Source organism: Pseudomonas sp. DSP3-2-3, assembly GCF_049898225.1.
Classification (GTDB): Bacteria; Pseudomonadota; Gammaproteobacteria; order Pseudomonadales; family Pseudomonadaceae; genus Aquipseudomonas.
Genome location: NZ_JAFCXH010000002.1, coordinates 80,446 through 102,963, shown reverse-complemented (window position 1 = coordinate 102,963; position 22,518 = coordinate 80,446). Strand labels below are relative to the sequence as shown.

General features: G+C 52.7%; 16 protein-coding genes. 9 read left to right on the top strand and 7 right to left on the bottom strand.

All coding sequences use genetic code 11. From position 1 onward, the window contains the following. Positions 1-31 precede the first annotated feature (31 nt). The 3 genes from fhuF to ACP7E4_RS03260 form a co-directional block, all read right to left on the bottom strand. The gene (fhuF, locus tag ACP7E4_RS03270) at positions 32-763 is read right to left on the bottom strand and encodes a siderophore-iron reductase FhuF (protein WP_426112072.1); all 732 of its coding nucleotides are present in this window, start codon (positions 761-763) and stop codon (positions 32-34) included. Next, a complete protein-coding gene (locus ACP7E4_RS03265) occupies positions 721-2,331 on the bottom strand; it encodes an ATP-binding protein (protein WP_426111926.1) in 1,611 nt (536 codons plus the stop codon). Before ACP7E4_RS03265 ends, fhuF begins: the two co-directional genes overlap by 43 nt. A 117-nt stretch (positions 2,332-2,448) precedes the next feature. After that, the gene (locus ACP7E4_RS03260; protein ID WP_426111928.1) at positions 2,449-3,180 is read right to left on the bottom strand and encodes a response regulator; all 732 of its coding nucleotides are present in this window, start codon (positions 3,178-3,180) and stop codon (positions 2,449-2,451) included. A 727-nt stretch (positions 3,181-3,907) separates the two neighbouring features. Between ACP7E4_RS03260 and ACP7E4_RS03255 the strand changes: the two genes are divergently transcribed. The 9 genes from ACP7E4_RS03255 (at position 3,908) to ACP7E4_RS03215 (ending at position 16,247) form a co-directional block, all read left to right on the top strand. After that, a complete protein-coding gene (locus ACP7E4_RS03255; protein WP_426111930.1) occupies positions 3,908-6,820 on the top strand; it encodes a ribonucleoside-diphosphate reductase subunit alpha in 2,913 nt (970 codons plus the stop codon). Positions 6,821-7,011: 191 nt separating this feature from the next. Further along, positions 7,012-8,199, top strand: a complete 1,188-nt coding sequence (locus tag ACP7E4_RS03250; RefSeq protein WP_426111932.1) for a tyrosine-type recombinase/integrase — start codon at positions 7,012-7,014, stop codon at positions 8,197-8,199. Next, positions 8,189-9,655, top strand: coding sequence for a tyrosine-type recombinase/integrase (locus tag ACP7E4_RS03245; RefSeq protein ID WP_426111934.1), 1,467 nt, complete (start codon positions 8,189-8,191; stop codon positions 9,653-9,655). The genes ACP7E4_RS03250 and ACP7E4_RS03245 overlap by 11 nt, the downstream gene beginning before the upstream one ends. Then, positions 9,656-11,794, top strand: coding sequence for a hypothetical protein (locus ACP7E4_RS03240; RefSeq protein ID WP_426111936.1), 2,139 nt, complete (start codon positions 9,656-9,658; stop codon positions 11,792-11,794). It abuts the gene before it with no gap. Continuing rightward, on the top strand, positions 11,795-12,208 hold the full coding sequence (locus ACP7E4_RS03235) for a hypothetical protein (RefSeq protein ID WP_426111938.1): 414 nt from the start codon (positions 11,795-11,797) through the stop codon (positions 12,206-12,208). Positions 12,209-12,659: 451 nt separating this feature from the next. Further along, entirely contained in the window at positions 12,660-12,830 is a 171-nt protein-coding gene (locus ACP7E4_RS03230; protein WP_139110554.1) for a YhfG family protein, read from the top strand. Further along, positions 12,830-13,429, top strand: coding sequence for a putative adenosine monophosphate-protein transferase Fic (locus tag ACP7E4_RS03225; RefSeq protein ID WP_426111940.1), 600 nt, complete (start codon positions 12,830-12,832; stop codon positions 13,427-13,429). The genes ACP7E4_RS03230 and ACP7E4_RS03225 overlap by 1 nt, the downstream gene beginning before the upstream one ends. A gap of 612 nt (positions 13,430-14,041) precedes the next feature. Next, positions 14,042-15,289, top strand: coding sequence for a ribonucleotide-diphosphate reductase subunit beta (locus ACP7E4_RS03220; RefSeq protein WP_020289075.1), 1,248 nt, complete (start codon positions 14,042-14,044; stop codon positions 15,287-15,289). An 82-nt stretch (positions 15,290-15,371) separates the two neighbouring features. Beyond that, positions 15,372-16,247 carry a DUF5677 domain-containing protein gene (locus ACP7E4_RS03215; protein ID WP_426111942.1) on the top strand — a complete coding sequence of 292 codons (876 nt, stop codon included), beginning with the start codon at positions 15,372-15,374 and terminating at the stop codon, positions 16,245-16,247. Positions 16,248-16,403: 156 nt separating this feature from the next. Here ACP7E4_RS03215 and ACP7E4_RS03210 read toward each other — a convergent pair whose 3' ends face one another. The 4 genes from ACP7E4_RS03210 to ACP7E4_RS03195 all read right to left on the bottom strand — a co-directional run bounded on the left by ACP7E4_RS03210 (position 16,404) and on the right by ACP7E4_RS03195 (position 22,269). Continuing rightward, positions 16,404-18,017: a TIGR02391 family protein gene (locus ACP7E4_RS03210; protein ID WP_426111944.1), complete on the bottom strand. Its 1,614-nt coding sequence runs from the start codon at positions 18,015-18,017 to the stop codon at positions 16,404-16,406. 88 nt (positions 18,018-18,105) lie between these two features. Next, positions 18,106-19,284 (bottom strand): DNA cytosine methyltransferase, encoded by a 1,179-nt coding sequence (locus ACP7E4_RS03205; protein ID WP_426111946.1) that lies wholly within the window; start codon positions 19,282-19,284, stop codon positions 18,106-18,108. Between the two features lie 169 nt (positions 19,285-19,453). Then, positions 19,454-20,731 carry an McrC family protein gene (locus ACP7E4_RS03200; RefSeq protein WP_426111948.1) on the bottom strand — a complete coding sequence of 426 codons (1,278 nt, stop codon included), beginning with the start codon at positions 20,729-20,731 and terminating at the stop codon, positions 19,454-19,456. After that, positions 20,728-22,269 carry an McrB family protein gene (locus ACP7E4_RS03195; protein WP_426111950.1) on the bottom strand — a complete coding sequence of 514 codons (1,542 nt, stop codon included), beginning with the start codon at positions 22,267-22,269 and terminating at the stop codon, positions 20,728-20,730. Before ACP7E4_RS03195 ends, ACP7E4_RS03200 begins: the two co-directional genes overlap by 4 nt. Positions 22,270-22,518 lie beyond the last annotated feature (249 nt).

Here is a 22,518-nt window from a genome sequence, read left to right as displayed (position 1 = left end):
ACCGGATTTATCCGGGAAAAGGCCGGTTCATTCACTGCATTTCGTCGTCAGAAATGCCGTCTTCCCGGATAGATCCGGTCCCACATGTTCGGTGTTTGCCTGACGACAGAAGCGGGCAATGTTCACACCGCCCAACCCACTCCACCTGATAACTCAAGCAACAGCTGCGACGCTGGCGGCGTGGCGGACTGCGGATATAGCTCACGGCCTTGAATAACGGGTTTGGTCGTCCATCCGGTCGCTGTTTGAGATCAAGCAACGCAAAGCCTTCAGCCAACGGCTTGTCGGTTCGCAGGCGCAACTGGTGAAGGCAGGTTTCCAGATAATCCCCGGCATTACCCCACAGAACGCTGCTCGCCACGCCGCCGTAAGCCGCTAACGCCTCGATGAACGGCTGCAGATTGTCATCAAGCAAATCGGCAAAGCGCTCACCAGATTCAAGGGTTTCGAGCTGACGAACGCTGCCCGCACCGAACTTGACGCCTGTGGGCAGGCCGCGCCCGTCAAGCGCCAGACTCACCTGTTCAAGCGCCAACGGCCAGTGCCAGTCGCCCAGCAAGCTGGCAGTTAACACCGGCGGGATCAGCTGCATGAAGTAATACTTGGACCATTGAGAGACCAACACCGGCAAATGCGTGGCCATCAACTCTGCGCCGTAGACCTTTAACAGCAACGCATCCAGCACCTCGACTGAGAGTAACTCCGGCACACGCTCGAACTTCATTGCGGCTCCTGCGTGCGTGGCCAGGCCAGGCTGAAACAGGCGCCGCCCAGGCGGGAGCTGCGGCCGATCAAGGCTCGACCGCCGTGCCAGTGGATGATCCGCCGCACAATCGACAACCCCAGACCATGGCCGCCCGACGCGCGGGTGCGGCTGTCGTCGAGGCGCATGAAGGGGGTGAAAATTCGCTCCCAGGCGCTTTCGGGAATGCCCGGTCCGTCGTCTTCAATATCGATGCGGCAACGATCCGGCGACAGTTCGAAGCTGATCCGCACCTCGGATTCAGCATGCCGCATCGCATTGCTCACCAGATTCTGCAGCGCCCGATGCAGATAACGCGGTTCAGCCTCAACCCAGGCGGTCTCGCCCTCGGCAAGCTCGGCACAATCGCCACGCGACACGCGTACATCGGCGCGCAATGGCGCCAGCTCGGCGATCACCTGATCCAGCAAACGCTGCAAATCAATGCTCTGGAAATTCAGGGTCGGCGCGCCCTGCTCCAGGCGCGCATAGGTCAGCATTTCATCAACCAGCTTGTCCAGGTCCTGAATATCGCTGTCCATGCCGACCATGTATTTATGCCGGGTTTCGGGCGTCGTGGCGTCGCTGATCATTTCCAGCCCGAAGCGCAGGCGCGCCACGGGCGTGCGCAGCTCATGGGACACGGCGCGCACCAGTTCGCGCTGAATGGTCAGGGAACGCTGCAAGTGCTCGGCCATGCCGTTGAACGCCACCGCCAGGCGACCGACCGAATCCGCGCCGGAGTCCGGCACTCGGGTGTCCAGGCTGCCCTGGGCGATCAACGTGGCGGCGGCTTCCAGCTCCAGCAGGCGCCGCTCAAGGCGCCGCACCAGCAGATACACCACCAGACCGATCAGACACAGTCCAAGAAAAGCGATCAACACCAGCAACTCGGGCGGATAGGGGCTCATCTGATACAGCGGGCCGATTTCCAGCACCCAGGGCGTGTCGACGATGCCAGCAAACACCCGGATCGAATCACCGCCCTTGCCCAGAGCCATGACCGTATCGCCCTCGTAAACCCGGCGACGCTGATCATCGTCCACGTCAGCCTTGTCCAGCGGGATCAGTTGCAGATCAAAACCAAAGCCCTTGCTCAGGCGCAACGCTTCAAGACGCGCCGGCTGCTCGGCGACCGGGAAACGCACCAGTTCATCAATCAACAGGAAAATCGTCGCCCGCGCCAATTGCTCGGTGATCTGCTGCACTTCGCCGGTCAGCAGCAACGGTTCGCTGTTGCTGATCTGCCGGTAAACCTTGGCGGCGTGCGGGCCAGTCTGTTCCACCACTACTTGTCCGCGTTGCAGGCGATTGCGCGTGCCGCCGCTGACCTGCGCCTGCTCGGCGGTTTGCAGGCTCAGCGGTATGCCGAGCAATCGCTCCCACACCGCGAGGGCACGATGACGTTCGATAGCATCCATCAGTTGCAGATTGTCAGCCATCAACGCAAAGGTGCCGTGGGCCAGTTGATCGCGGTACTGCTCGGTGCGCACCTGATTGAGCAGATGGAGGCTCAACACGCCCAGCAATGCGACCAGAACCAACACGCCCAGCATGCCGCCGTAGATGCGCAGGAAGATTGAGTTCATAGGAATTTGATTTTCTGTGGGAGCGAGCTTGCTCGCGAAGCGACCAATACGTCCAAACCACCTTCAGCGCCTGACACATCGCTTTCGCAAGCAAGCTTGCTCCCACAAAGTGGGGGTTTACTCTTTAGCATGCGGCATCGCCTGCGCCGCTTCCGGCACGAATAGATAACCTTTACTGCGCACGGTCTTGATCAGGCGTGGATGGTCTGGATCGTCACCGATTCTGGGGCGAATGCGCGAGATGCGGACGTCTATCGAGCGGTCCTGGCCGTCGTAACCGAAACCGCGCAGCGCAGTGAAGATTTCTTCCCGGGACAGAATCCGCCCGGCATTGGCCACCAGTAACCAAAGCAGATCGAACTCAGCGCTGGTCAGCTCGATGCTGCTGCCCTGCAACCAGGCTTCGCGCAAGGCGTTGTCGACCACCAGCGGACCGAACTCCAACCGCCGCAACTCGCCCGCTGGCGCCTGCGGTGGTTCGCTGCGCCGCAACAGCGCATGAATCCGCGCCAGTAACACCCGTGGGTGCACCGGCTTGCAGACAAAATCGTCCGCGCCGGTGTCCAGCCCCTGGATTTGATCGGAATCGTCAGTACGCGCCGTGAGCATCAGGATCGGCCCTTCGAAGCGGTCGCGCACCTTGTGGCAAATACTCAGGCCATCTTCACCCGGCAGCATCAGGTCCAGAATCACCAGATCAGGCTGTTCCGCAAGGATCCGCGCAGCCGCCAGGGCGCCATCGCCTTCGATGCTGACGCGCAGACCGTTGTTCTCAAGGTAGTCGCGGGTCAGCTCGGCCAGACGCCGGTCATCCTCGACAATCAATACGTGCCAGGCTTCTCGCTCCACAGTGGGCCTCTTGAACTGTTGTTCTTATTAATGAGCTTTGCCAGCCGAAATGGGTCAAACCGGAGCGCCATCGGCAGCGAGTGTAGCAACCGCCCGCACCAAGCACACCACATGCCAGATCGGCCTTGCGAGATGCATTTTTTGTGATAGGGTTCGCGCCCGCAAAAAACCCTCGGCACCCGTAAAAAAACGTAAACAAGCATGACAAACGGTCAGGTCCAGTAGTTCTGCGGCCTACACGCAGTTTGGGCATTTCATACAGGATTTACACACAGCTTTATCCACAGATGATGCGTTGCAATTGATGTCCAAAACGCATTATCTTGTAGCCCGGCGCGAAAAAAACCCTACATATAGGGTTTTGCGATAAAAACCCAACACAAGTAGAACGGGAATTTCAAGCATTTTTCTCAAGCTTTGTCAGGTGAACCAAAGGCCCAATTAATGGCCAAAGCTCCTCCTGCCAAAGCCTGAGCTGCACGTCCCGTTGACTACGGCAGATCAGTACATTTGTTGCAATATAAAACGAGCACTCTTCCAGAGATTTCCAGAGGTAACGAGCAACGATTCGTTACCTTTTTTGACTTCAAAGCCGGGACGGCGCGATCCGCCGCCCTTTATCCATTTTGAAGTCGTTACGGCCGACCTTTGTCGACTGAATGCCTTCAAGACGGAACGGTGGGTACAGACCAGTACCCAAACAAACTTAAAGAACGTGGAGACACCCATGCAAACAGACACAACTCGCGAGAACTCGCCGAACCAGGCGCCGCAGTCAGGCCAATCGCAACAGGACCTGTCCGCGACCGCTCCCGGCCAGCTGCGCGTGATCAAGCGTAACGGCACCGTCGTCCCGTACACGGATGACAAAATCACCGTCGCCATCACCAAAGCGTTTCTCGCAGTTGAGGGCGGTACCGCCGCTGCGTCTTCGCGTATCCACGACACCGTTGCGCGCCTGACCGAACAGGTCAGCGCTACCTTCAAGCGTCGCATGCCTTCGGGCGGCACCATCCACATCGAAGAAATCCAGGATCAGGTCGAACTGGCCCTGATGCGCGCCGGCGAACAAAAAGTCGCCCGCGACTACGTGATCTACCGTGATTCCCGCGCCAAGGAACGTGCCGTCCGCACCAGCGAAGCACCGGTCCAGGCGCATCCGTCGATCCGCATCACCCGCGCCGACGGCAGCATGGCGCCGCTGGACATGGGTCGCCTGAACACCATCGTCACTGAAGCCTGCGAAGGGCTGGAAGAAGTCGATGCGAACCTGATCCAGAGCGAAACCCTGAAAAACCTGTACGACGGCGTGGCGCTCAAAGACGTCAACACCGCACTGGTGATGACCGCGCGTACCCTGGTCGAGCGTGAGCCGAACTACTCGTTCGTCACCGCCCGCCTGCTGATGGACACCCTGCGAGCCGAAGGCCTGACCTTCCTGGAAGTCGCCGAAAGCGCGACGCACCACGAAATGGTCGACCTGTACGCCAAGGCCCTGCCTTCGTACATCGCCAAAGGCATCAAGTACGAATTGCTCAACCCGATCCTGGCCAGCTTCGACCTGGAAAAACTGGGCAAGGCGATCAACCACGAGCGCGATCAGCAGTTCACGTACCTGGGCTTGCAAACCCTGTACGACCGTTACTTCATCCACAAGGATGGCGTGCGTTTCGAGCTGCCGCAGATCTTCTTCATGCGTGTGGCCATGGGCCTGGCGATCGAAGAGAACGCCAGGGAAGATCGCGCCATCGAGTTCTACAACCTGTTGTCGTCCTTCGACTACATGTCCTCGACGCCAACCCTGTTCAACGCCGGCACCCTGCGTCCGCAGTTGTCCAGCTGCTACCTGACCACCGTGCCGGATGACCTGTCGGGCATCTATCACGCGATCCACGACAACGCCATGCTGTCCAAATTTGCAGGCGGCCTGGGCAATGACTGGACACCGGTTCGCGCGCTGGGCTCTTACATCAAGGGCACCAACGGCAAATCCCAGGGCGTCGTGCCGTTCCTGAAAGTCGTCAACGACACCGCGGTAGCAGTCAACCAGGGCGGCAAGCGCAAAGGCGCTGTCTGTGCGTACCTGGAAACCTGGCACATGGACATCGAAGAGTTCATCGAGCTGCGCAAGAACACCGGTGATGATCGTCGTCGTACCCACGACATGAACACCGCCAACTGGATCCCTGACCTGTTCATGAAGCGCGTCTTCGATGACGGCCCGTGGACCCTGTTCTCGCCATCGGAAGTGCCGGATCTGCACGACCTGACCGGCAAGGCATTCCAGGAGCGCTACGAGTACTACGAAGCGCTGACCGAATACCCTGGCAAAGTGAAACTGTTCAAGACCATCCAGGCCAAGGATCTGTGGCGCAAGATGCTCTCGATGCTGTTCGAAACCGGCCACCCATGGTTGACCTTCAAAGACCCGTGCAACCTGCGCAGCCCGCAGCAGCACGTGGGCGTGGTCCACAGCTCGAACCTGTGCACCGAGATCACCCTGAACACCAACAAGGACGAGATTGCAGTCTGCAACCTGGGCTCGATCAATCTGCCGAACCATATCGTCGACGGCAAGCTGGACACCGACAAGCTCAAGCGCACCATCGACGTTGCCGTGCGCATGCTCGATAACGTAATCGACATCAACTACTACTCGGTGCCGCAAGCCAAGAACTCCAACCTGCGCCACCGTCCGGTTGGCCTGGGCATCATGGGCTTCCAGGACGCTTTGTACCTGCAACACATTCCTTACGGCTCCGATGCCGCTGTGGAATTCGCCGACCGTTCCATGGAAGCCGTCAGCTACTACGCGATCCAGGCTTCCTGCGATCTGGCCGACGAGCGCGGCGCTTACGAGACGTTCCAGGGTTCGCTGTGGTCCAAAGGCATCCTGCCGCTGGATTCGCAACAGATCCTGATCGAACAGCGTGGCCAGAAGTACATCGACGTTGACCTGAACGAAACCCTGGACTGGGCGCCAGTACGTGCCCGTGTGCAGAAAGGTATTCGTAACTCCAACATCATGGCCATCGCACCGACCGCGACCATCGCCAACATCACTGGCGTATCGCAGTCGATCGAACCGACCTACCAGAACCTGTACGTGAAATCGAACCTCTCCGGCGAGTTCACCGTGATCAACCCGTACCTGGTCCGCGACCTCAAAGCCCGCGACCTGTGGGACTCGGTCATGATCAACGACCTGAAGTACTACGACGGTTCCGTACAGCAAATCGAACGCATCCCGCAGGAGCTCAAAGAGCTTTACGCGACTGCCTTCGAAGTGGACACCAAGTGGATCGTCGACGCGGCAAGCCGTCGTCAGAAGTGGATCGACCAGGCTCAGTCGCTGAACCTGTACATCGCTGGCGCATCGGGCAAGAAGCTGGACGTGACCTACCGGATGGCCTGGTACCGTGGTCTGAAAACCACTTACTACCTCCGTGCCCTGGCCGCGACCAGCACCGAGAAATCCACCGTCAACACCGGCAAGCTCAACGCAGTATCGAGCGGTGGCCTGGGCCCGGACGACTCCGCACTCAGCGCCCCCCGCCCAACCGAAGCCGCCCCGGCCGGTCCAGCGCCAGTGCCTAAGGCCTGCGCCATCGATGAGCCGGATTGCGAGGCTTGCCAGTAACCTGTATATGTTTTAGAACGTATACTTTATAAAGAGTAACACCCTCTAACCCTAATAAATACAAGGGGTTGGAGGGTTTACTTGTCGTATACCCCTCCCTATACTCGCCGCCCTATCTAGCTCACAGGTCGGAAGCGTATACATTGGTCAGTTACTCCATCAGATCCTTCACTGCGTCAGACGACCTGCCTATGGCTGTGCTCGTTGATCAGGAAGGTCGTCCTCCCTTCCTTCCCAATGTCTATGTAACCCTCAGATTTAGAGATGTGGGTCTTGCCGTTACCACCATTGAGAAAGTCCTTCGTTCATTAGGGATGGCCTACCTGTGGGCAATTTCCCGGAAACTCGATTTCGATCAAATCCTTCGATCAGAGGCGTTTTTATCGATTGAGCAGTGCGAAGACCTGGCGTTCTTCCTTCGTCTTGATCGCGGTGCCCAAGACGAGATCGTTAGGGAGTCGCTGGCTACTCGACCTCGCAAGATCGTGCGATTAGAGCAGGTGCGTAGTGCAGGTGCTCCGAGCGTAAATAGAACAATGTTATCCGCAACGGAAGGTGGCTACCGCATTCGGACGGTGGCGAACTTTCTTGAATTCAATCATGAGCGCATCAGCCCAAAGGCATCAGAAAAGCCTCGTAAAGACCTCGCCGAAGCGCGAGAACGGGCCATAACCGCCTTGCGAGCTCAAGAGCCTAGGGCGAAGGCTTCTGGGGAAGGTGATGCTCCAGAGGGTCTTTCTGAGGAGGTAATGGATGCCTTAGACGCCGCGTTTGAGCCAGGATCAGACACCAACCCGTTTCAATCTGATTTCCATCAGTATCGAAATCACTTGATGTACCGGATTTTCAGTGAGACTGCTATCAGGCGCAGTGAACTTCGATACATACGCGTCGAAGACATCGACCATGCGGCACGCCGTGTACGCGCCCGAGTATCGAAGACCGTTGCGCGGACGTTGCCCATATCTGAGCAAACCTCAAACGACTTTCATGACTTCGTTATGAAGCATTGGGTCAAGATTCCCCTCAACGCAAGAAGACATGGCTACCTTTTCACAACCAGCAAAGGCGACCACTTGTCCGTGGAGGCCATAAACCTTGCGTTCAGGGAGCTTCGTCGTAAGCAAAATCTGCCTGCGAGTATTGCCCCTCACGCGCTTCGCAGGACATGGAATGACCGTCTTAGCAGGAAAATTGATGCCCTGCCTCCAGAGAAACGGATGAAGCCAGAAGAAGAGAAGCAGGTAAGAAACCGCCTCAATGGGTGGTCGAAAAAGTCACAGATGGAGGAGCGGTATGCTCGTCGACATATCAGGGAAAAGGCGGACAAAATCGCTGAAGATCTGGCTAATGAACTGAGAGGGCAAGATGATGAATGATTCTCATCTCAGGAACTCACAGAGCCAAGATGACTCGATCAGCCAGAGGTTGGCTAGAGAAATTGTGCTGCTTGATGGGCGTATCGTAAAAGTGAAAATAGGCGTCCCGCTGAAATTGAACGATAGGGACGGCAACGCCACACCGATGGTTTTCAATGCCTTTGATACTGATAATGCATTTCATCGAAGCATTTTTTCCTGCCTAGCGACCACACTGTCGACGCATAGCCTTCGTTATAACTCTGCGGTCTGTTACGCAATGGAGAAATGGCTGAGCCTTCCCACTATGGAGGGGAAAAGTCTCATCGGAATCCCCGAAATAAATGAGCTGTCTGAAATTCCAGCCAGCTACAGGCCTTTTATCGTCCCACTCTTGCGTCGGGTGAAGGATATGGGCTCATCAGTATTAACCGGCGAAGTCTTGGACTTTCTTGAGAACACCCATGGTTGGGAAGAGAAATCTAAAGGCGCGTACTTCAGCCTTATTACCAACGACCCAGAGAAAGGCGCTCTTACCGAGCAAGAAATCCATAATGTAAATGCGGCGTTAAACAAGTCATTTTCGCTAGGAACGATTGATCAAGATACGTACACATTATGTTGGTTCTTTATTGGAACGGGTGTGCGCCCAGTTCAAGCAAGGCGTATTCGAAAAAAACATGTGACTATCCATGATCATGCAGGCTTTGAGGTAACCCTGAAAATCCCGCTTGCAAAGGCAGAGTTGACAGTCGCAGATGAGTATTGGATTCGGCGCGCACCGACCGTCCTAGCGGAGTGCCTGATCAACTATCTCAACACCCCCGGAGTGCTTGAAATCTCAGATGACGATCATTTGTTTGCGGCCAACTCAACTCGTGAGCTCTCCCTAAGGGTGATGTCTGCGTTCGAGAACCTTGATACATATTCCGAAAGACTGGGAGGAAAGATACCAATAACGCCTTACCGCTTCAGGTACACCCTAGCTACCAGAGCTCTGGCGCAAGGCGCATCGGATTATGAGGTGGCTCGCCTGCTCACGCATCGAAGCACCTCCTGTATTCAATACTACAGAGCATCCATGCCAGAGCTCCAGAAGCCCATCCGAGAGGCTCTGGGCAAGGAGATGGGCTACTTCGCGAGGGCATTCCAGGGGACAGCTATCTCCGGTCTTCATGAGGCCACCAGGGCCGGCGACCCTGATGCCGTTATCAGCGATTTCATGAGGCTCATGGGCATGCCCGTGGGTGCGTGTGGCACTCGCGCTGAATGCCACCAGAACGCCCCAGTTGCGTGTCTGGCGGGATGTTCTCATTTCGAGCCTTTGCTGAGCGCGCCGTGGGAGATTTTAATGGCTTCTCTAGTGGAGGATCAGGAACTCGAAACAGAGCCGAGGATCCGCCAGATCAATCACAGTGCAATGTCGGCTATTCAACAGATCATTACCATCCGCGACACATCGGAAGAAGCAATTTAAATGGGCGACATCGTACATTTCATTGGTAGAGATGAGCTGAGCGCTCAGGAAAACCTCGATTCATTCATCTCAAACGCCAAGACCAACTTTCCTTTCACCAACGTAACTTGGGAAGATAACAGCTGGGATATCTCTACCTTTATTATCGGAAGAGCCCAAGGCAAAACGAAGAAAATCGCACACTTCAAATCTCTACGGGACGAATCCCGTAATAAATCGACCGTTGAAATTCCATTTGAAATTGATTTTCTACCATTCGCCAAGTCTACATTCAGTGAAGTTATGCGTCGCCTACGTCTGGCCGAATTCAACAGGCATTTGTATGCGCTTCAGGCGATTGAGCAAGCGCTGCTTGATTCCAAGTGCAGACCATGCATCACACAACTTACCCCAATAGTGCTCGACAAGGCTGCTGACTTGTTGAAAACAAGATTTAAAGATCCTTGGGCGACAGCTAGGGTTCTCGAACGGATTGTTACTGAAGTAGTTAATCCCGCTCGCCTCACCCCAAATCTTTTGGAGTGGAAGAGTCCAATTGGTTACAAAGCACCTGTAAGGAATGACAGGGTTGCGACAAAAGAATCTGAAAAAGCGGTCGCCAGACTCCCGTCTCTCGAATCCATATTGGCATTGGCGGAGATTCATCACACCAGTAGCCATGTGTCGGACAAGCTGACAACCGCTTTCGTCTCTCTGGCGATGTATGCCCCAAGCAGGTCGTCTGAAATACTGAGTCTTCCAGTAGATTGCATCCGATCAGCAGACACCAAAGAAGGCCCCATCATGGGCATCGCCTGGTCGCCTGCCAAAGGGGCGGGAGCAATGACGAAATTCGCAGCTTCCGATGAGTTCGAGGCAGTCGTAGAAAAGACAGTCAACTACCTGATAGATCTAGGTGCGCCTGCTAGAAAAGCTGCGGCCTGGTATGCCGAGAACCCAGGAAAACTCTATCTCCCGGCTGGGACGGAGCACCTGCGTCACCAGCCGATAACACTCTTTGAAGCCGCCACCATCATTGGCAAGACCACCCCGATCAAGGGCTTCCACGCTGATCGGTATTCACTGGTAAAACGTGCGGATCGCACTACAGACAAGTCACGCATGGGTGCTGAGTCGCAGATGGCGCACTGGGTTGCACTTTACGAATTTGAATCGTTTGAAAAGTTCGTATTGGCGAAGCTCCCGGCTGTGTTCCCGATTCTTGATGGCCATACCGGTCTGAAGTGGCACGAGGCGCTATGGGTGCTCCCTGAAAACATCTTCCGCCCCAATGCAGAGCCTTTGCTCCATGTACCTTCACCCCTATCGACGAATCAATTCAATAACCAGCTAGGGGCCAATCCCGGTGGGGTTACGATTTTCAGTCGAAACGGCAAGATGAACTCAGATGGCAGTCCCATCGCGATCACCACACACGATTTTCGTCACTTGCTGAATACATTGGCCCAGAGCAAACACCTGAGTGAGTCACTCATCGCATTTTGGTCTGGGCGCAAGAGCGTCAAACAGAACGAATGGTACGACCACTTACCTCAGGAGGCCTTCATCGAGGCTTATCTGAAGCTAGGAGCCAACGAGCGCCCACTTGTTGTTGAGGGCCATCTCGAAGCCAAAGTGAACTCGATAGCCATTGCTCACGGGCTCACCCGAGATCAGGCTCTTAAGATTGAGTTAGGAGCGACGCACCGCACCCGCTATGGCATTTGCCGTCATGACCATGCACTCACTCCCTGCCCGAAGGACAAGGACTGCGTAAACTGTGGAGAGCACACCTTTACGAAGGGCGACAAACGCCATCATGACGAAGCTGAGTTCCAGTTTAAGCTGCATGAAAAAGCCGTAAGGGATGCAACGAGCGCTCATGAACGAGGTGAGCCAGGGGCCTCCCGCTGGCTTAATCTGCACACTCCGAAGCTCGAACGCTGGCGGCTTGTTCTCAACAAGCTGAATGATCCAGCCATATCAGATGGAGCATTCATCACACTACCTCCTCCAGAGAATTCGCAATCGAAAGCCGGCTTGGCTCAGGCTGTCAGGATTGTTAACCAAGACGTCCCTTCGCCTGCGCCATCCGTGGCAAGTGCGGATGTAGATTCAGACGCAGATGAGAAGCTTCTACTAGACATGGATTTTTTCTAAATGGGTGCGCCAAAGCTAAATGATTCCGGGATCGACAAGGCCGTTCGCCTGCTCGACGGCTGGGCCGGGAAGCTGACTTGGGATCGCTACCTGGCAATGTTAGAGGTCGAGATCGGACACAAGTACACCAAAGCTGCAATGCTCCGGCATCCACGCATCAAAGCCTCTTGGGATCACGCAAAGGAGCTCGCCAGGGACGACGTTGGTGCAAACGTATCTCGTAGCGCCATCGAGACAGAAAAGGCTCTAGAGCGCGTCAACCTGCTGGAGAGCAGGGTCGAGCGCCTGACACGGGAGAACAACGCTCTCTTGGAGCAGTTTGTAAGGTGGGGCCACAACGCGATTCGGGGAGGCCTCACCCTGGATGACCTTGACCGTCCCCTGCCATACGCCATGCCAAAAGAGATTCGGTAGCGTTCTAACCGGGATCGACGAACGGTCAAATGAGGTGGCTTTCGCATGCAAGAATGACCACGGAATGAAAATTTCCGGGGTCGTAATCTCGTTTTATTAGCGTATACTTCCGGCACGAAAAGCGGGCTAAATCCTGCAAATGTATACGTTTTTTTGCGACTTGTTTGACAAAAAAACTGGCGAACCCCTTATGTGTACGACGCGAAATCTATGTATACGTTTCTATATATAAAGCTTTTGCCAGTAAGGCAAAGCCCAGCCCGCTCCCACTCTCCCGTGGGAGCGAGCTTCAACCCCGCCCCGTTGGAGCGAGGCTTGCCCGCGAATAGGGTCCGCACGCTATAACTGTTGGTATACGCAAAAACCGGGAGCATCAAACCCTCCCGGCCTATTACCGCCCCACCACCCTTTCCGCTACACTGAGCTTCTTTCGAACCTGGAGGTCGCCACTATGCCCACCCCCTCCCTCGCCGCAAAAAAAGCCTATTGCGCTAAAACACGCAGATCAAACTACGCAGCAAGCCTGCGCCTGGAAGGCTTTGATACAACGCCACTAGACGCTGAACGCACACTCGCGTCCCGTGAGGAACTGCTTAAAACCTATCGCAACAAGCAGAGCTGATGCTCGACAAGTACGGCGTCGGTCAGGACCCTTATTGCTATCTCGACACTTCGGTCCTGCGAAATCTTCTTGATCTGACTGATGATCAAACGTTGTCAGAAGCCGAGCGTGCCCTTTCTGAAGTCGCTGCGGATGCCATCGAATTTGCACCACCTCCCTACGACCTTTCTTACCTGCAATCCGTGCATCGCAGATTGTTTGCCGATCTCTACGAATGGGCCGGAGAGCTGCGCACTGTCGACATATCCAAAGACTCAACCCACTTCTGCACAACCAGCCGCATCGAACCCGAAGCCAAAAAGCTATTCACTCATCTTGCCCAAGCTAACTGGTTCCAAGGGCTCGATCGCTCAGCCCTTGTCGCTGCAAGCGCAGAGTTGTTTGGTGACTTGAATGTTGTACATCCTTTCAGAGAAGGCAACGGCCGAGCACAACGCATCCTGTTCGAACACATCATCGTCAATGCGGGATACGAAATCAGCTGGTGGGCAGTGGATGCGCAGGTGTGGCTCCAAGCCAATATTGATGCGGTGGTTTGCGATTACAAAGCGCTGACGGGTGTGTTTGAGCGGTGTGTTGGACAACCAATCAGTAGTTAACTTTCATCATCGATCTGAAATACGGCGAAAACCGTCCGTCGTTTTTGAAGGTGGAATCCTCGGCTGAATCCTTGCGCAAAAACCTCCCATCCCCTGCGAAGCCCTTTATCCCCGGCCTCTCGGAATATTGACCTTAATCAAGCCAGGAATTCTTATCCGGAAACGTACGCAACAGCGATTGCCGTCGAATGGCTCACACTATATGCTGCGTTTCGAAATGTAAAAAAACACCACATAAGGGATTCCGCTTCGTTTTTCGCTCATTTCCCTGTAATTGGGAATGAATGCGCAAACGCAAAAGAAAAAGCGAAAGTCGCCTACCAAAACTCAGTCACGGATGAACAAGTGCCGGGCAAAATCTGTATAATCCCGCGCTCGCTCCAGGGTACCCAAATGACCAATTGCCACAGCAATATCGTCTTACCTGAAAGCATCCTCTACCCGTTTTGCTCGCCTGTGAGGCACCGCCGCCGCGGCAGCAAATCCAGTGAGCGACCGCCTGCTTAATAAACCGGCCAATCACGAGACCCGAGTGAATACTCAAAAATTTCGTTGCCAGCGTCATCAACACGACGCAGGCACTACATCCTTTAAAATTCAGGAGCTTCCACCATGCTGAGCTGGGACGAATTCGATAAAGAAGACGGCGAAGTAGTCGCCAAAGCGACCAACGCCGGTCACGCCAACGAAGCCAACATGGACCGCCTCGACAGCGCCGGTGGCGCTGCGGCGACCGAAGCACGCAACATCACCGACAAAGACTCCCCTGCCCTGATCCGCGCGAAAAAAGCGCTGGACGCACTGGACGTCGCTGAAGGCCTGGCCGAACTCGAAGGCGCCAGCGCTCGCGTTGCCGTTGACGAAAAAATGATGATCAACTGCCGCGCTGACCTTAACCAGCTCGTGCCCTTCAAGTACGACTGGGCCTGGCAGAAGTATCTGGACGGTTGCGCAAACCACTGGATGCCGCAAGAAGTCAACATGACCGCCGACATCGCGCTCTGGAAAGACCCGGAAGGCCTGACCGACGACGAGCGCCGCATCGTCATGCGCAACCTGGGCTTCTTCTCCACCGCCGACTCCCTGGTTGCCAACAACCTCGTGCTGGCCGTGTACCGCCTGATCACCAACCCGGAGTGCCGCCAGTACATCCTGCGCCAGGCCTTCGAAGAAGCGATCCACACCCACGCATACCAGTACTGCATCGAATCGCTGGCCATGGATGAAGGCGAGATCTTCAACATGTACCACGAGATCCCATCGGTCGCGAAAAAAGCCGCCTGGGGCCTAAAATACACCCGTTCGATCTCCGATCCGAAGTTCGAAACCGGCACCGTCGACACCGACAAAGAACTGCTACGCAACCTGATCGCCTACTACTGCGTCCTGGAAGGTATCTTCTTCTATTGCGGCTTCACCCAGATCCTCTCCATGGGCCGCCGCAACAAAATGACCGGCGTCGCCGAGCAGTTCCAATACATCCTGCGCGACGAATCCATGCACCTGAACTTCGGCATCGACGTGATCAACCAGATCAAAATCGAAAACCCACACCTGTGGGACGCCGAGATGAAGGAAGAAGCCAGCCAGATGATTCTGCAAGGCACCCAACTGGAAATCGAATACGCCCGCGACACCATGCCTCGCGGCGTACTGGGCATGAACGCCGCAATGATGGAGGACTACCTCAAATTCATCGCGAACCGTCGTTTGAGCCAGATCGGTTTGAAAGAAGAATATCCAGGTACCACGAATCCGTTCCCATGGATGAGCGAAATCATGGACTTGAAGAAAGAGAAGAACTTCTTTGAGACGCGGGTTATTGAGTATCAGACGGGTGGGGCTTTGAGCTGGGATTGATTTTCTACGTCCGTTTACAGTTGAACCGCAGAAAAAGGCCGCGTAATGCGGCCTTTTTTATAGATTTACTAAAGGGAATTTTATGTACAGTGATGCGTTAATAAATGAACATAGAGAGTGGACCGAGAAAGCCATTATTTTATTAAGGGAATTGCTACCATTAATGACTCCAGTAGCTCTATACGAGCAATGGACAAAAGAGGAGCAACAAACTTTAGGAATGCTGTTAACAGCATCAGCGCGCTCTTCAGAAAGTACCTTACTGCTGGCATCATATGGACAGCTGTGGGACGCGGAGGTAACGCTAAGATCAGTATCAGAAGCCTCCCTGAAATTTTGCTATATGCTTCAACATCAGGACTACTTTAAAAGCAGACATTTAGAATATAGCAATGATCAATTTTGGGCAGGAGTACTTAAAGACGAGCAAAAAATTAGAGATCTACTGAAAGTACTACATAATCCAAACGATCCGCGTTGGCGACCATTTACTGATAGATTGGTTTCAGAAGAAGAAAGAGAAAAAATAAAATCGAAGTTCGAATATAAAAATCAACGAGCTTTGGATAGTCGCTGGGGATTCACCGGAATAATACGTGAATTCCAACGAAATGACGACCCTCTCCTCAAAAACTTAATAGGCCTGGCGCACGGTTACTCGGTAGCAAGCCATATTCAGCATGCAGATTATCAGGGTATATCTATTCCTATGGATCGAGATGCACGAAGTACTGAAAGAAAAGCAGCCGTTCACTCGGTGCATTTAGCGCGCTTGATATCCGACACCTTACAATTTTTTATTATCCGCCTCATTGGAGGTTATCGATTCGTAAACCATCCTGCGACCAATATCGCCCATGCCCAAGAAAAAATCTCGACCTTATTTAAAACCTTTGGAAACAGTTATGACAACTGGATCAATATCGAGTACCTAGGAGATACTGGAAGCCCAGCTTAAGGAGGCAACACCTGCAAGTTTTGCCTGTCACACACCACTCCCGCTAAAAGCGAGCTGAAGACGGAGCCAAATCCCCTATAACGGTTATAAGTTACAAATAGATAAAGACCGCCTTTCGCAGCCTTTATCTCTGTCAACCCAAGAGCGCATCAACAACTAATCCTTGACCACTTTAGCAACTTCTACGCGCTGCATTAAATACGAAATTAGGCTTAATATATTCAAACAATCCAATTCCGAAAAAACATCAGGAACCAATGAATCAAGAGGCGCATGTGATATTGGATTTCTGAAGCCCTGGATCAAACCTCGCGACAAGGAGTCCTGCCCCTGCTGCATATTAAAACCCGTTACCGAGTTTAAATCATTGATTTCTAAATAGGGTGTATTTTTACTCGAAAATGCCTTACCAGTAAGCTCAGTTCCATCATCAGTCAACCCCGTCAGATCTCTAATTAACTGACAATATATTTTGGTGCCCTGATCAGCTGCATCGCCATACTGCCTGTTTTTATAGTAAGCTTCAACTCGACCACGCATATTACTATTAAGATGCCGCCAATGCAGAAGCGGATATTCAGGTACGATTTTGTGCAGGGCCTCGATAATTGGAGTAAATTTAGTTAGTGCATCCTCACCACTCAGCACATCCAGAATTTCAGAAGTATGCGCCGCAATATCTTTAGGCATTGTTGACATCCACTGCTGGGTATCAATACCTGTAATACTTTTCACCTGATCGTCTTTTTTATTTTTTCTCTGCTCACGCCAACTTGCATTAACCTTAGAGACAACGTCAGAAAGAAAGTCTCGAAAAACCGTCATTTCTTCATTATCCCAATTTATGGACTGCCGATTCGTCGATATCACATCCTCAGCTAAAAGATCTATGAAGTCAGCCTGAATCCAACCAGTTAGATACTGAAAAAAATGACTGGATGTACTGTTGGAAAAAAACTCAGGCGCATTTACGAGCTTGCCACGAGAAAAGACAGAAATCCCTCGCAATCCAGAATTAGGCTTAAGCGGCGTTTCCGCGGTATAAAAACTCCCCACGACTTTTCCTTTGAATTCGCTATCGGCATCGACGAAATCTTCGATAGACCATTCAAACTCCTTATTCAACTGTGAATATCTACGCTCATTATCTACAAAAAGCCTTTCACCTCTCGGCCCAACTAAGCTGATATTAAACGAGGAATCAACAATAAATATCTTTGACAGTCCATCCGCAAGCCCTTCAACATCAAAAGGTGATTGACGCTTGAGCTCTGACAGCTTAATTGTAGTACCATTCGGCCGATCAGTGGCTTGATCCACAATATCAGCTACAGGGCTATAGATACCCTCTGCAGCCATTAATTTATCCCAATCCAGCACAAATCTATTTCTTTTTTTATCTCGAGTAGTATCTACCGTTATAACTTTTGCCAAACCAAAAAGGGCTAGTTTTCCCAGACCCTTTTTTCCTGTTGGTAACCTACCAAATCTTACAGTAGGCTTATCGCCTTCCTCTATTCGACGATTTCTCCCTATGACAAGAAACTTTCGTTGGATATCGCCAACTGACATCCCATGGCCGTCATCGACCACATTTATTGACGTCGGGACGCCATTACGCTCAGTAAATTTAAGTGAGACGCTCGACGAATCAGCATCGTATGCATTCGAAATCAACTCAGCCAGAGCAGGAGGTAATGTCGAATACATACGGACTCCCAAATGCTCAATGGTTTTCGGTTCAAACCTCATTTCTAAAGTGTTAGCCATACCCACCCCCTCAGCTACTATTCCATAAACACGGAAGCATCCAATGACTCTTGTTGCTAATAACTTACGCGATTAGCAGCATAAGAAATCAACTAATTGCCTTTACAATCACCTCAAGCAAAGCTTCTCCAAGTTTAACTGGAACTGCGTTACCGATCTGCGCCCCCCCAGCAATCAATCCGCCCTCAAACACATAATCGTCTGGAAAACTCTGAAATCTAGCAGCTTGTCTCAGAGTAATACCATGATTTTCAACAGGATGAACAAACCTGCCCTTCGAAGGATTAATACACGCGGTGGTCATTGTAGGCCCCGGTGCTGACGGGTCAATTCTTCCATATACATCTTTATGCCCATCATGCGCATGATGACAGGGTAGCACTCTGCCTGAGTCCTTTCGACTCCCTCCATTTAGAGGGGTTCTTCTAAATACCTCAACCAACCCAGGAGTGTGATTCATGTGAATATCGTTCTGATCGCCTGAAAGCACTTCTTTTTTAAACACAACTTCCGCTTTTTCCCAAGGAATCAAAGTCGGATCTGCGACTATCGCCGCGTCGTCTCCATGAGTCGATGCGGGCGGCCAATCAATATTAACGACTAAATCATTGCGCACCCCAAGAATAAAAACCCTTTTTCTTCTCTGAGGGACGCCAAAATCTCTCGCATCAATAATTGCAGGTGGATAGAGTTTATAGCCAGCAGCACCACCTCGAAGGTAAAGCTGCTCTAAAAAAAATTTATGTCTTCCCCATAAAATCCCAGGTACATTTTCCATCAAAAAAACTTTAGGCCTTAATGCACTCACATACTCAAAATAACGAAGAACCAAAAGATTGCGAGGATCATCAACTCCCGCCCCGTTTATACGATGGACGGAAAACCCCTGACATGGGGGGCCTCCAAGCAATACATCACACTCCTGCTGGTCCGAAAAATGCTTTTCTATCAAAACCTCCGGACCTAAGTCGAGAATATTTTCCTCATAAAGAACGGGGAAGCTACCCTTTACCAAGTTTCTCCTATATGTAGAGCAGGCATGCTTATTTAGTTCAACAGCTGCAACAATTCTTATCCCACTATTTTTTGCTGCAAGAGAAAACCCGCCAGCTCCAGCAAACAGATCGACACCAGTTAACGATTCACGACGTTCACTTTTTAGCTCATGAGCCTTAACCTCGTTAGCCAGGGAATCTTCATCTAGCGCTGAAACTCTATACATATTATTTAATCTAACACTCAAAATTAAGTAAATGAATCGATACAACTACAGCTTCAACAAAATCTGGTATGCAGCCCTGTCACTGAATGCCCTCGCAAGGCTGTATTTTCGTTATGGGTAGACAAAATCACGGCCACCCCAAATGAATCCGATCTCAAAACTCGTGGACTCTTGAAAATCGCTGTGGTGTCATCGAAAAATGTCGATTTCACTGCTAACCCCTAACGCAAAAAGAAAATTCAAAATCAGGAGTTAGTAATTTACCTGGGTTCAAATCAAAAGGCACCACCCACAACCTCAACCCCGCCGAATACTCAAAAACCGGCAACGCCTCCGGAAACGACGCTCGCCTCGGATAGATCAGCACCAAATCCCCCTGCCCTCCGAGGTATTTGTGGCCGTACGCGAACAACTGATAGAAATCCGATTGGCTTAAGCCGTAGTTTTGGCTGCTCAGCTCACTGTCCAAGCGTTTCCACTTGGTATCCAAAACCCAGCTTTTGTCGCCCTGAGTGATCATCAGGTCAGGGCGTAGCTGGAAGACTTTCTTGTCGTTGTGCTCGCAGAGGTATTCGCTTCTACGCTGCGTGAGCAGGGTTGCGTCCGGCGGCAGCGAATCCTTCAAGCACGCGGCAACGTAGCGTTCGAACAACTTTTCCATTGGGAACAGCAAACTCATGCCTTGCCACTCGCCAGCAATGGCCAGCGGTGTTTGTTGCTGGATAATCAGTTCACACCACGGTTTGACTGGCTGGTAATGGGCCATGAGTCGGTCATTGCGCCACTGTTTGAAGTCTTGTGCTGTGTCGCGGCTGGTTGGGAGTTCCAGGAGCATTGAGCGTAGCTCGTGGGATAGGCGCCAGTTGCTCGGGTCTTGGGTGGTTTTGCAGACGATATCTAACGCTGTTTTGAGCAGACGATTTTCTGGGCGATTAGGTAGGAATATGTCGTGGCGGATGTGGAAATGATGTTGTCGGCCTGGCGGCTGGCGCATTTGTCGGGCGCTGTTGAGTTGGCCGCGCAGGTAGCGCTGCTCTTCTTCGACCCGTTGATAGTCGAACCGCAGGCCGCGTTTGATCAGGTGGTCTAGCGCCTCAAGAAAGCTGCTCATGACCCACTCGGTCAGCGGTGCATCGAAGCGTTGGAGCGCAGTTGCGCCCACCTTGCGGGTGGGCAGGTCTAACGATTTTTGAATCATGCGCCTGAGCAATGCTCGGCTTTGTTGGATGCAGTCGCCCTGCTCGAAGTGCTTTGGCAGAATTTCGATGCGAGTGCCGCAGGGCGTTTCCAATGCGCCTACGTAGTTATCGAGCTTGAGCCAGCGGCGATCTTCGATCTGTACCAGTGCTGCGCCAGCTTTACTGAAACGGGAGTTCAGTTCGCACAGCCAATCGAACGCCGACGCCGAGACTTGGGCTACATCGAGCGTTGGATTTTGAATATGGCTGGTGGTAAGCCGAGCATATTCACGAACTGTGAGGGTTGTTTTCACCGCTCTTGTTCGCTCAGGAATTTGATGATCTTACGCCCTAAGCTATGAGTATTCTGTAACGTGCCCGACGCCGTAAAAATGGAGATGCCGTATTTATGCGCGATATCGCGCAGGACAGGCTTTGAGGTTTCTACGAGCTTACCGCCACGAAAGACATCGACATGGCCGTTGGTGGCTTGCCGGATAGACAAGTCTCCTTCCTGAACCTCTATAGCTTTAACAGGGACAATCATCGCTTCGGAGTGATCAATGATGCCGAGATACGCCCCGATATTTTTGAACGCAGCAGAATTAATCTCCCAACGCTCGTTATTCTGATTGACGGTGACCGACTCCCCAAACAAAACATTTAGGTCTTGGTTCGGTTGTAGCAGGAAGCGATTTTCGATGGTTTTGCGTTGATCGTTCAAAACCCACTGAATCCGCTGCCAATCCTCAAAGAAATACTCCTGAAGCAGCGGCAAAATCTGCTGGCGGAAGATGCCCTCTAACCGCTCCAGCGTAGGCTCGGATTTGAGAGGCATAAAGTACGCATGGCCAAGGCAATGGTCACGATCAAGCAAGGCCGCAATGCGTTGGTTCATAACGCTGAGCAGTTCATCAATAGCAACGCCTTCGACCAAAACCTCATCTAGTAGCTCAGGGTTTGGAGGCACCTCAACGAAGGTGAAGCGTCGGCGCAGCGCGATATCTAACGTGGCTAGCGAGCGATCAGCGGTGTTCATAGTGCCAATCAGATGAACGTTGCCGGGAACGCTGAAACGCTCCTTTGAATAGGGCAACGTCACTTCCAACGCTTCGGGCGCACCAGCACGTTTGGAAGGTTCTATGAGGGTAATCAGTTCGCCGAAAATTCGGGAAATGTTGCCTCGATTGATTTCGTCGATGATTAGAACTTTGGCCGTTTCGCTTGCGCTCGTGGGTGTAGGCTCGAACAGCCCGCCCTCTTGCGCACCAATCATATGCTCGACCATTGATGGCAAGAAATTCTTGTAGCCGTTAACAAGGAAGGGATCAAACGTCGAGTTTTCAACTTTCTTATCCCAGCTCTGGTCACGCAGATCGCTGATGTCTATTTTTTTCATAAGAACGGCGTTGGCTAATCCACGCAGCATTCTCATGCCAATTTCTAGACGATTACCCTTGGGCTTCTTCAGCTCGACAACATCGTCCGAGGCATAGATGACTTCATAACCCGTACCATATGCATCACCGAGTCTGAAGGGGCGAAATGTTCGCTGCCGCGCACACAAGCTTTTAAAGACACCCGGCACCACGCTATAGCGCAGCTGCCCATCATCCCCGCTATCCGCTCGCAGTCCCTCTACAAAATCTTCATAGCTGAAGCTTTGGTGGAATGTGACAAAGCAAACATCTCCGGTGTCAGCCAATTCGTCAAAGCGCCGTTTCAACGCCGCACGCTCGTTTCGATGTGCAGCTAAGTAGACGGGATCAAGAATCTCCAGCGTCGCTTCAATGGTCGCGTAGGTTTTCCCCGTGCCAGGCGGGCCGAAGAAAATTTGATTGAGCGAAGCCATCCGGGAACATCCTTGTAGGAAGATTCCGACACCATAGCCAGATGGCCAGTATGGGTAAAGCGCTACTGCGATAAGCGTCGGATATTTTCAGAATCCCCCTACAACCCTGCCCCTTGCCCGCCCCACCAACGCGCTCTAACCTTGCACCGCGCCTAAGAAACGCTCCAAAACCTCAAAGCAGCGGCCAGACCGCACCCGATAAAATGCGGCTTTTTTGTACCTGCGGCTTCCGACTGCGCGTCCTAAAAT